An 11026-nucleotide genomic window follows, 5' to 3' on the forward strand; every position below is an offset into this window, starting at 1 on the left:
GACTCGACACCTCTTCCATATGCTTTACATTAAATCCGATAAATATTTTATATTCTAACGTTGTTCTATAGGCAACATATCTTATTACTGTTCTACCTGCGTCACTCACACTCCCCGCAAGTCTTGAGAGTACCGCGTCTTCCTCAACATCGCTAAAATGCAAAGTTATCTCGATCTCATCAGATTGATTCCCACTAGAATCAATATGAAAGTCATTGTTTTTTGGCTCTAAGTCTAACTCAGAAAAGCTCTTATCTAGTAGCAATCGTATCGCATGAATTAGGTTAGTTTTTCCAACATCATTCGCACCAATAATAAGAGTTGCTTTATTTAATTTTACATATGCGTCTGAGTAATTTCGGTACCCTTTTAAATAAACACCAGATATATACATCACTCCCCCTCAGAGAATATATAACTTGAATAGAAGACCATCATTTTGATGCGTGGAGATAGATAATTTGCATGATTATATGTTCCACGAATAGCATTTTTATCAACATGTGCCAGTTGTACTTCAATCCATTTTGAGTCGAATCCATTTTCATGCAGTATAGTCGACATGGTATGTCTAAACCCATGACCTGTAACACGTCCTGCATAACCTATGCGCTTAATCAGTTGATTTATGCTGGCCTCGCTCATCGGCTTGTTCGGATCGTTCCGCCCCGGAAAAACATAGCGATAGTTTCCTGTCATCATCTTGAGCTCATTTAGTAACTTTAACGCTTGGGTAGATAATGGCACAAGATGGGACCTACGCATTTTCATCCTCTCAGCAGGAATTTCCCAAATAGCGTTATCTAGATCAAATTCCGACCATAATGCAGCACGTAGTTCAATGGTTCTTACCCCCGTAATCATCAGTAATTTAGTAGCAATCTGTACAAGCCGACTCCCTGTGTAACTGTCTAAAGCACGCAGAAAATCAGGTATCTCCTCAGCTTTTAAGAACGGGAAGTGATTAGATTTATGTACTTCTAGGGCGCTTGAGAGATCTGCGGCGGGATTAAACTCAGCTCTCCCCGTAGCAATGGCATAGCGAAAAACTTCCGAGCAGCGCTGTCGCACTTTGCGCATTTTCTCTAAAGCACCACGATTCTCAATTTTACGCAGCACATTCAGCAGCTCTAACGGTTTAATTTCGCCTACTGGTCTCGCCCCCATGTAAGGGAAAATATCGTTCTGAAACGCTTCGATGATATCTGAGGCATATCCCGACGACCATTTAGTAGACTTAAGCTGATGCCATTCTCTGGCTATCTTTTCGAAGGCGTTTTCAGACTCAATTTGCAAAGCAAGTTTTTGTTGTTTGCGAACCTCACTGGGGTTTTTTCCCTCCGCGACCAGTTTGCGGGCATCGTCACGACGGGCTCGAGCATCAGCAAGTGTGATCGTTGGGTACACGCCAAGTGAGATCATTTTGGGTTTACCGGCATAACGATAGCGGAACCGCCAGCTCTTGCTTCCATTAGGTTCTATAAGCAATGACAGCCCTTGCCCATCTCCAAGTGTATAGGTTTTAGCTTCAGGCTTAGCGCGGCGAATCTGCATATCGTTTAAAGGCATGTGTATAGGAATCCAAGACCGAACAGGAACATATACGCAATCCTATACATATTAGATACCGGATTCCACTGGAACATTACGGACTAATACGGATTAAAAAATCACAAATACCTTTATAAAACAGAGTGGTTATGGATGAATACGGATGTCATAGGAAGAAAGGATGGTGCCGATAATAGGAGTCGAACCTACGACCTTCGCATTACGAATGCGCTGCTCTACCAACTGAGCTATATCGGCATCGAACCGGGCCTGCGGGGCAAGCAGGAAGTGCGTTGAACAAGGTAGACCTGTGCACGAAATGAGTCAATAGCCGCCGGGGCGTTTGGTTGTTTTGCAAGCAGTGATACTGCCGTGCCCCCCAAAAACACTCAGGGCGCAGCACGCTGCGCCCTGACGTCTTTACTGCTTCAATCCGGCCTTAGCTGCGCACCAGATCGTCGCCGTAGCCAATCCACTTGTAGGTGGTCAGCGCGTCCAGGCCCATCGGGCCGCGGGCGTGCAGTTTCTGGGTGCTCACCGCCACTTCCGCGCCCAGGCCGAACTGGCCGCCGTCGGTGAAGCGGGTGCTGGCGTTGACGTACACCGCCGAAGAGTCCACCGCGCGCACGAAGTGCTCGGCGCTGCTCAGCGAACGGGTGAGGATCGCGTCGGAGTGGTTGGTGCCGTGGGTGCGGATGTGGTCGATGGCCTGATCGATATCGTCCACCAGCAACACGTTCAGATCCAGCGACAGCCATTCGTCGTCGTAATCCTCCGCGTTCACCGGCACCACCGTCGCCGGGCCGCCCTGCAGCAGCGGCAGCGCGTTTTCCGCCGCGTGCAGCGTCACGCCCGCCGCCGCCATTTTGGCGCTCAGCGCCGGCAGGAACTCGGCGGCGATGCTGCGGTTCACCAGCAGCGTTTCCAGCGAGTTACAGGCGCTCGGGCGCTGGATCTTGGCGTTTTCAATCACCGTCAGCGCCTTGTCGAAATCGACGTCGGCATCCACGTAGGTGTGGCACACGCCGATGCCGCCGGTGATCACCGGGATGGTCGATTGCTCGCGGCACAGCTTGTGCAGGCCGGCGCCACCGCGCGGGATCAGCATGTCGACATAGCGATCCAGGCGCAGCAGCTCGTTCACCAGCGCGCGATCCGGGCTGTCGATCGCCTGTACCGCCGCCGCCGGCAGGCCGCACTGTTCCAGCGCCTGCTGGATCACTTTCACCGTCGCCTGGTTGGTGTTATGCGTCTCTTTACCGCCGCGCAGGATCACCGCGTTGCCGGTTTTCAGGCACAGGCTGGCGACGTCGATGGTGACGTTCGGCCGCGCCTCGTAAATCACGCCGATCACGCCGAGCGGCACCCGGCGGCGCTCCAGCTTCAGCCCGCTGTCCAGCAGGTTGCCGTCCAGCACGTGACCGACCGGATCGTTCAGGCGGCACACCTGGCGCACGTCGTTGGCGATCGCCGCCAGCCGCGCCGGGGTCAGCAGCAGGCGATCGAGCAGCGCTTCGCTCATGCCGGTGGCGCGCGCCTGCGCCATGTCTTGTTCGTTCGCCAACAGGATCGCTTCGCTGTTGGCCTCCAGCCTGTCGGCCATCACCGACAGCACCTGATTCTTCTTCGCCGTGCTCAGCACCGCCAGCTGCCAGGAGGCCTGCTTGGCGGCCTTCCCCATCTGCTCCAGCATGCTCACTCCTTAACTGACAATCATATCGTCGCGGTGCACTGCCACCGGACCGTATTCATAACCGAGGATTTCGCTGATTTCCTGCGAGTGGTGCCCGGCGATCATGCGCATCGCGTCGCTGTTGTAGCGGCTGACGCCGTGCGCCAGATCGCGCCCCGCCAGGTTGCGGATGCGGATCACTTCGCCGCGCGAGAAGTCGCCCTTCACGTCGCGGATACCCTTCGGCAGCAGCGAGCTGCCGCGCGCCATCATCGCTTCCACCGCGCCGTCGTCGACGGTGATCTCGCCGGCCGGCGGCGCGCCGAAGATCCAGCGTTTGCGGTTTTCCAGCGGGGTTTCCAGCGCGTGGAAACGGGTGCCCACCGGTTTGCCTTCGATCACGTCCGCCACCACGCCCAGTTTGCTGCCCGCGGCGATCACCACGTCGATGCCGGCGCGGCAGGCCACGTCGGCCGCCTGCAGCTTGGTGCCCATGCCGCCTGTGCCCAGGCCGGAGACGCTGTCGCCGGCGATGGCGCGCAGCGCGTCATCGATGCCGTGCACTTCACGGATCAGTTCGGCCTGCGGGTTGTTGCGCGGATCGGCGGTGTAGAGGCCCTGCTGATCGGTCAGCAGCAGCAGTTTGTCGGCCCCGGCCAGAATGGCCGCCAGCGCCGACAGGTTATCGTTGTCGCCCACCTTGATTTCGGCGGTGGCGACGGCGTCGTTCTCATTGATTACCGGCACGATGCGGTTGTCCAGCAGCGCCGTCATGGTGTCGCGCGCGTTGAGGAAGCGCTCGCGGTCTTCCAGATCGGCGCGCGTCAGCAGCATCTGCCCGACGTGGATGCCGTAAATGGAAAACAGCTGTTCCCACAGCTGGATCAGCCGGCTCTGCCCCACCGCCGCCAGCAGCTGCTTGGAAGCGATAGTGGCGGGCAGCTCGGGGTAGCCCAGGTGTTCGCGCCCGGCGGCGATGGCGCCGGAGGTGACGATGACGATGCGGTGGCCCGCGGCGTGTTGCTGCGCGCACTGGCGCACCAATTCGACGATGTGGGCGCGGTTCAGACGCAGCGATCCGCCGGTCAACACGCTGGTGCCCAATTTCACAACCAATGTCTGGCTGCCGTTCATAGTATTTCTGCCGTGTGTAATGATGAGAAGAAGAGTGCAAAGGTCTTTGTAACAGGAGAGACGCGTTATGCCAACAGGCACAACGCGAAATCAGCACAATACGTGGTCAAACGGGGTCAGGCGGAGAGTTTGATCAGTTTTTCTTTGAAATCGTCGGCGGGTTCCAGCCCCAGTTCCATGGTCGCCAGCAGCTCGCCCAGGCGGCGATGGAAGTCGCGCAGGGTGTCTTCCAGCTTGGCGTTCACTTCATCATCCTTAATGTTTTGCGCCGTCCAGTCGCCTTCTTTGTCGAACAGGCCGAATTGGTACGAATAGGTGAAGCGCGCCTCTTCCGCCTGCAGCTCCATCCACCAGCCCCAGAACTCGCGCTTCTCCGGGGCGGGCTTTACATTGACGCAGACAGCCAAACAATCAAAGAAAAAACGGTCGTTTTCACATTGCCCTTCACGCAGGTACGGCCCCAAGCTGGCAAAACGTTTCATTAGTCGGCTTTTAGGGTGACCACTCGGTAACGTCATTCTCTAACCTCCTCAATGTAGACCACTCTTTTTAACAAACTGTTAAAATTTAGCAACTAATTAACGCATTTTGTCCTTCAGCCAGCCGGACATTTGCAGCAACGCCCGGTGGAAACTGTCGTAAACCGGGGTGCGCGGGATGGCGACCAGCTTGCCGCTCACCGAGGAGGTGACGATCAGCTGCGACTCCTCTTTCGGGCTGAGCGTATCGCGCTCCCAGTAGCCGGAGATCATCGGCGTCGGGCAACGGCGCCCCAGCAGCCCCTGCATTTTCAGCGAGTAGCTGTTCAGCTCCACCTTCAGCACGTTGTCGGAGGCGTTGGCCATGCCCATGCGGCTGGCCAGCACGTCCATATACATGTCCGGTACGTTCAACTGGGTGCTGCTGTCGCACAGCAGGCGATGCACCACCGGCCCCAGGCAGGCTACGCCGCGCAGCCGCTGCGGCTCCAGGTAGGCCAGCCGCACCGCCACGTTGGCGCCGAAGCGGAAGCCGAAGGCGCTCACCCGCTGATGATCCACCCACGGCACCGAGGCCAGCTGGATCAGCACCTGCTGGTGCAGGTAGCTGGAATCCTGCGTCAGCTTCCATTTGCAGGAGGAGCCGATCGACGGCATGTCGAGCGTCAGCATGGCGATGCCGTGCGGCGCCAGGTAGTCGCGGAACAGGCGATGATAGTCGGTCTGCAGCGTATCGAGGCTGCCGCACATCAGCACCGTCGGGAACGGCGCTTCGCCCTTCTCCGGCATGTGCAGGAAGCCGGTGACGCTGGCGCCGCCTTCGATGCGGAACTCCAGCTCTTTCAACTGATACGGCAGCAGCAGCGCCGCCTCTTCGTACGCGCGGGTGGCGAGCATCTCCGCCTGTTCGGCCAGCTCGTCGCCCTTCAGGTGCGGGTAACCGGCGATGCTGTACAGGCTCGCGGCCTTCAGCCAATATTGGCCGCCGAGCAGCGGATCCTGCTGCTCCGTCGCCCGCTGCTGCCACTGCATGCCCTGATGGATCCACTCGTAGATCCAGTTGCCGTTGCGGTAGCCCACCACGGTATCCAGCCGCTGCGGATTGCTGCGTTCGGCGTCGGAGGCGGCGATGCGCGCCAGCACTTCGTGGATTTCGATCGGGCTGACGCCACGCCAGGCCCACAGCAGCGGATTCAGCATGCGGTACCAGCTGCCGGTGGTGTCACCTTCCAATGCGGAATGCATGGCGGCGCTCACTTTGTTGCGCGCGCGCAGCACCAGCGTCGAGGTTTCAGGGTGTTTGAATTTGGGCTTGAAAAGAATTTCAGAAAGGTTGGCCTGTGCCATGGTAACAACAGCCTCCGTAAATCTGGCGATAGGCCGCAAAAGGCCTACTTAACTGGAGGTAGTGTACCTAACTCTGGCGGGAGAAACCAAAATAACGCAAACGCCCGGCATAACCGGGCGTTTGCTTGGAACTGGCTGGGCTTAGCGGCCGCCGATCGGTGGAACGAAGCTGACGCCCATGTCCCACGGCTGTTCGATCCAGGTGTCCTGCGGGATGTCGACCACGTAGTCGTCCACCAGCGGACGGCCCGCCGGTTTGGCGAAGATGGTGACGAAATGCGCTTTCGGGTACATGTCGCGGATCGCTTTCGCGGTGCCGCCGGTATCCACCAAATCATCCACCACGATGAAGCCTTCACCGTCGCCTTCGGCGCGCTTGAGCACTTTCATTTCGCGTTGGTTGTCATGGTCGTAGCTGGAAATGCAGACGGTATCCACATAGCGGATGCCCAGTTCGCGCGCCAGCAGGCCCGCCGGAACCAGACCGCCGCGGCTTACGGCAATGATGCCTGTCCATTTGTCGGCAGGCAGCAGGCGGTGCGCCAGCTTGCGTGCGTGCATTTGCAGCATATCCCAAGTAACAACGTATTTTTCGCTCATAGAATCGTGTCCCAGCCGGCTGGTGAAGCGGCTTACTTTATAGTTCAGGGGAAAAAAGGTTGCGCGAGATTATAGAGACTGGCCGCGTTGAATTCCAGTTGTACCGAGGAAAACCTCGCGATTTCCGACGTGCGGCTTTTCGGTGATTGATGCTGAAAAAGCGAACGTTCCCGCAGCGAAGCCGTGTGATCAAGCGCTTAAACCGCACAATACGGTGCGCGCACCGCCGGAAATAAAGTGATATTCTCTGGTGATCGTGCCACGACGCACAGATACCCGCTCACCTTAACCGCGCGGCACGCCCGTCCTGTCGGAGCCTGCCGTCACAGGAGACTTATAGTGTCTGAATTGTCTCAGCTTTCGCCACAGCCGCTGTGGGATATTTTCGCCAAGATCTGTTCTATCCCGCACCCTTCTTATCATGAAGAAGCGCTGGCGCAGCACATCCTCACCTGGGCCAAAGAAAAGAACCTGCACGCCGAGCGCGATCGGGTCGGCAATATCCTGCTGCGCAAGCCGGCCACCAAAGGCATGGAAAATCGCAAGCCGGTCGCGCTGCAGGCGCACCTGGACATGGTGCCGCAAAAGAATAACGACACCGTACACGACTTCGCCAAGGATCCGATCCAGCCTTATATCGCCGGCGAGTGGGTGAAAGCGCGCGGCACCACGCTGGGCGCCGACAACGGCATCGGCATGGCCTCTGCCCTGGCGGTGCTGGCCGACGACAGCGTTGAGCACGGCCCGCTGGAAGTGCTGCTGACCATGACCGAAGAAGCCGGCATGGACGGCGCCTTCGGGCTGCAGCCGAACTGGCTGCAGGCGGATATCCTGATCAATACCGACTCCGAAGAAGAAGGCGAAATCTACATGGGTTGCGCCGGCGGTATCGACTTCATCACCACCCTGCCGCTGCAGCGCGAAGCGGTGCCGGCCGGTTACCAAACTCTGAAGCTGACCCTCAAGGGCCTGAAAGGCGGCCACTCCGGCGCCGAGATCCACGTTGGGCTGGGCAACGCCAACAAGCTGCTGGCGCGCTTCCTGTTCGCCCATGCGGCGGCGCTGAACCTGCGCGTGCTGGATCTGAACGGCGGCACCCTGCGCAACGCCATCCCGCGTGAAGCCTCTGCGGTGGTTGCGGTGCCGGCGGACAAGGCCGACGTGCTGAAAGCGCTGAGCCAGGAGTTCCTGACGGTGCTGCAGAACGAACTCTCCGCCAAAGAGAAGAACATCACCGTGCTGCTGGAGCCGACCACCAGCGCTTCGCAGGCGCTGAGCGCCGACAGCCAGCAGCGCTTCCTGGCGCTGCTGAACGGCACGCCGAACGGCGTGATCCGCATGAGCGACGCGGTAAAAGGCGTGGTGGAAACCTCGCTGAACGTCGGTGTGGTCACCACCAGCGAAAACGAAGCGGAAATCATCTGCCTGATCCGCTCGCTGCTCGACAGCGGCAAAGACTACGTGGTCGAGATGCTGACCGCGCTGGGCCAGCTGGCCGGCGCCAAGGTGGCGCCGAAGGGCGGCTACCCGGGCTGGCAGCCGGACGCCGATTCGCCGGTGATGCACCTGGTGCGCGAGCTGTATCAGGAGCTGTTCGACAAGACGCCGAACATCATGGTGATCCACGCCGGCCTGGAATGCGGTCTGTTCAAAAAACCGTATCCAAACATGGACATGGTATCGATCGGGCCAACCATCACCGGCCCGCACTCGCCGGATGAGCAGGTGCATATCGAAAGCGTCGGTCTGTACTGGAAGCTGCTGACCTCGCTGCTGAAAGCGATCCCTGAGCGCGCATAAGCCGCGCGCTTAACGCAAAAAGCCGGCGACTTGCCGGCTTTTTTATTCCCAAGGCAGCGCCAGCTGCCGCTCCAGCTGCGGATCGAGCAGCGTCACGTGCAGCCCCACCAGCCGCACGCCGCGCCCTTCGCGCCGCTCGCGCCACGCCTGCCGCGCCACCTCCAGCAAATCCTGCCGGTTCAGCACCGGGAACACGTGCTCCTGGGTGGTTTGCTGAAAATCCTGAAACTTCAGCTTCACGCCCTGCCGGGCGATGTGCAGATCCGGCTTCACCTTGCGCAGCCGCATCTCCAGCTCGGGGTAGAGTTTGTCGATAATCAGCGTTTCGCAATCTTCCCAGTCGTGAATGTCTTCCGCCAGCGTGCGCTCCACCCCCACCGATTTGCGCAGCCGCTCAGGAGAGATTTCGCGCCGATCGATGCCCTGACACCGCTCCCACAGCACCCGGCCGAACTTGCCGAAGCGCTTGAGCAGCTGCGCCAAATCGTATTGCTGCACGTCGGCGCAGGTGATAAGCCCCACCTCTTCCAGGCGCTTGGCGGTCACCTTGCCGACGCCGGGGATCTTGCTGAGCGGCAGCTGCTGCAAAAACGCCGGCACCTGCGCCGGCGTGATCACGTATTGCCCGTTCGGCTTGTTCATCTCGGAGGCGATTTTGGCGAGAAACTTGATTGGCGCGACGCCGGCCGACGCGGTGAGGTTCAGCTCGTCGACGATCGCCTGGCGGATCTCCTGGGCGATCAGCGTCGCCGAACCGTTGCATTGCGGGCTGTCGGTCACGTCGAGGTAGGCTTCATCGAGCGACAGCGGCTCGATGAGCGGCGTATAGCGAGCGAAGATTTCACGGATATGCAGCGAGGCCTCTTTGTAAGCCGCTATGCGCCCCGGCAGCAGGGTGAGGTGCGGGCACAGCTTGAGCGCCATCGCCGTCGACATGGCGCTGTGCACGCCGTAGCGCCGCGCCGGGTAGTTGGCGGTGCTGATCACCCCGCGCCGATTGGCGCTGCCGCCAATCGCCAGCGGGATATCGCGCAGGCTGGGATCGTCGCGCATTTCCACCGCCGCGAAGAAACAGTCCATATCGACATGAATGATTTTACGCATCGCACCCTCCAGTAACACTGTATAAGTATACAGTCAGATACCGAAAGCTCAAGGCCGCAGGGTTCGACGAAAGCGCCGTTTCCGCCAGATATTTCCGCGTTGTTAAAAAAGCTTAATTTTTCAATAGTATGATTTCCGCCATCCCGTGCGGCTCACCACAACGACAACGAAAAGGTACCCTACATGATCAGATTTTCTCATTTGCTGCTGGCTTCCGCGCTGTCGCTGAGCGCGCTGGCGGCCAGCGCCGTCGCCGGTCACGCGCCGGCGATCGTCGCCCACCGCGGCGGCACCGCCGATGCGCCGGAAAACACCCGCATCGCCATCGAAACCGCGTTGAAAAACGGCGCCGACGCCATCTGGATCACCCTGCAAGAATCCAAAGACGGCGTCATCGTGCTGTATCGCCCTTCGGATCTGAAAACGTTGACCAACCGACAGGGCCCGGTCTCTGCCTATACCGCCGCGCAGCTGGCCGAGATCGACGCCGGCTGGGCTTTCGCCAAGGGGGATGCGCACCCGTTCCGCGGCCAGGGCATCGGCATTCCGCGGCTGGATGAGGTGTTGAAGGCCTTCCCGCGCGTGACTTTCTATCTGGACATCAAATCCCCGGACGCCGATCCGGCGCAGTTTGGCCGGGCGCTGCTGGCGACGCTGGAAAGCACCGACAGCCTGAACCGCATCCGCGTCTACTCCACCGACGCCAAATACCTGCAGGCGCTGCCGCCGGCCATCCCGCGCTTCGAAAGCCGCGACGAGACCCGCACGCTGCTGGCCAACGTCACCATGGCGCACCAGTGCGATGTCAAACCGGACAACCGCCAGCCGCGCTGGTACGGGCTGGAGCTGAAGCGCGAGGTGGAAGTGGTGGAGAAATATACCCTCGGCGAAGGGCGTTCGAAGGCGTTTCTGACCTGGGATAAAGAGTCGATGGACTGTTTTCGCTCACAGGGCCCGGCGCACATCATCCTGTTCGGCGTCAACTCGCCGCAGGATTATCAGCAGGCGCTGGCTCTGGGCGCCGACGGCGTGATGGTCAACTCACCGGCCGAGGCAAAAAGCTTCCGCAAGGCGAAATAACAATAGAACACCGGAGAAAATCTGAGGGAATGAGATACTCAACGCTCTCCTAATGAAGGGAATTTCTCCGGAATTTCACGATCAATCAATATTAATATTTTATTTATTATCAATTAAATATATTAAAAATAAAACGTATAGCCGCATAATATTCGGTGCATAAATATCCTCTTCTCATAATGCGATCAACGTCTACTTTTCGAACAAAACATCACCATTAGTGACGACAATACTCTAGGATCTGGCCATCTTTGGAAAC

10 protein-coding genes and 1 tRNA gene are annotated in these 11026 nt (G+C 58.6%); 2 read left to right on the forward strand and 9 right to left on the reverse strand.

The features are described 5' to 3' along the window. The 8 genes from ACJ8IN_RS24315 to gpt form a co-directional block, all read right to left on the reverse strand. On the reverse strand, nucleotides 1-394 hold a 394-nt coding region (locus ACJ8IN_RS24315; RefSeq protein ID WP_442519553.1), incomplete at its 3' end, for an AAA family ATPase. Continuing rightward, on the reverse strand, nucleotides 394-1569 hold the full coding sequence (locus ACJ8IN_RS24320) for a tyrosine-type recombinase/integrase (RefSeq protein ID WP_047569172.1): 1176 nt from the start codon (nucleotides 1567-1569) through the stop codon (nucleotides 394-396). The genes ACJ8IN_RS24315 and ACJ8IN_RS24320, both read right to left, overlap by 1 nt. 164 nt (nucleotides 1570-1733) lie before the next feature. Continuing rightward, nucleotides 1734-1809, reverse strand: a tRNA-Thr gene (locus ACJ8IN_RS24325). 181 nt (nucleotides 1810-1990) lie between these two features. After that, nucleotides 1991-3244 carry a glutamate-5-semialdehyde dehydrogenase gene (gene proA, locus ACJ8IN_RS24330; RefSeq protein WP_015376739.1) on the reverse strand — a complete coding sequence of 418 codons (1254 nt, stop codon included), beginning with the start codon at nucleotides 3242-3244 and terminating at the stop codon, nucleotides 1991-1993. Between the two features lie 9 nt (nucleotides 3245-3253). After that, nucleotides 3254-4357: a glutamate 5-kinase gene (proB, locus tag ACJ8IN_RS24335; protein ID WP_033653331.1), complete on the reverse strand. Its 1104-nt coding sequence runs from the start codon at nucleotides 4355-4357 to the stop codon at nucleotides 3254-3256. Between the two features lie 116 nt (nucleotides 4358-4473). Then, the gene (crl, locus tag ACJ8IN_RS24340; protein WP_004930258.1) at nucleotides 4474-4875 is read right to left on the reverse strand and encodes a sigma factor-binding protein Crl; all 402 of its coding nucleotides are present in this window, start codon (nucleotides 4873-4875) and stop codon (nucleotides 4474-4476) included. Between the two features lie 60 nt (nucleotides 4876-4935). Continuing rightward, the gene (gene frsA / locus ACJ8IN_RS24345; RefSeq protein WP_060422185.1) at nucleotides 4936-6183 is read right to left on the reverse strand and encodes an esterase FrsA; all 1248 of its coding nucleotides are present in this window, start codon (nucleotides 6181-6183) and stop codon (nucleotides 4936-4938) included. 141 nt (nucleotides 6184-6324) lie between these two features. After that, complete coding sequence (gene gpt, locus ACJ8IN_RS24350; RefSeq protein ID WP_159317676.1) at nucleotides 6325-6783, reverse strand: xanthine phosphoribosyltransferase; 459 nt, start codon at nucleotides 6781-6783, stop codon at nucleotides 6325-6327. 339 nt (nucleotides 6784-7122) lie between these two features. On the opposite strand from gpt, the gene pepD reads away from it, so the two are divergent. Next, on the forward strand, nucleotides 7123-8583 hold the full coding sequence (gene pepD / locus ACJ8IN_RS24355; protein ID WP_060422188.1) for a beta-Ala-His dipeptidase: 1461 nt from the start codon (nucleotides 7123-7125) through the stop codon (nucleotides 8581-8583). 42 nt (nucleotides 8584-8625) lie between these two features. Here pepD and dinB read toward each other — a convergent pair whose 3' ends face one another. Beyond that, a complete protein-coding gene (gene dinB / locus ACJ8IN_RS24360; RefSeq protein ID WP_308325451.1) occupies nucleotides 8626-9687 on the reverse strand; it encodes a DNA polymerase IV in 1062 nt (353 codons plus the stop codon). A gap of 183 nt (nucleotides 9688-9870) precedes the next feature. On the opposite strand from dinB, the gene ACJ8IN_RS24365 reads away from it, so the two are divergent. Further along, a complete protein-coding gene (locus ACJ8IN_RS24365) occupies nucleotides 9871-10767 on the forward strand; it encodes a glycerophosphodiester phosphodiesterase family protein (RefSeq protein WP_308325450.1) in 897 nt (298 codons plus the stop codon). The last annotated feature ends 259 nt before the right edge of the window (nucleotides 10768-11026 follow it).

It is taken from the genome of Serratia sp. CY31944, assembly GCF_052169175.1.
Taxonomy (GTDB): domain Bacteria; phylum Pseudomonadota; class Gammaproteobacteria; order Enterobacterales; family Enterobacteriaceae; genus Serratia; species Serratia sarumanii.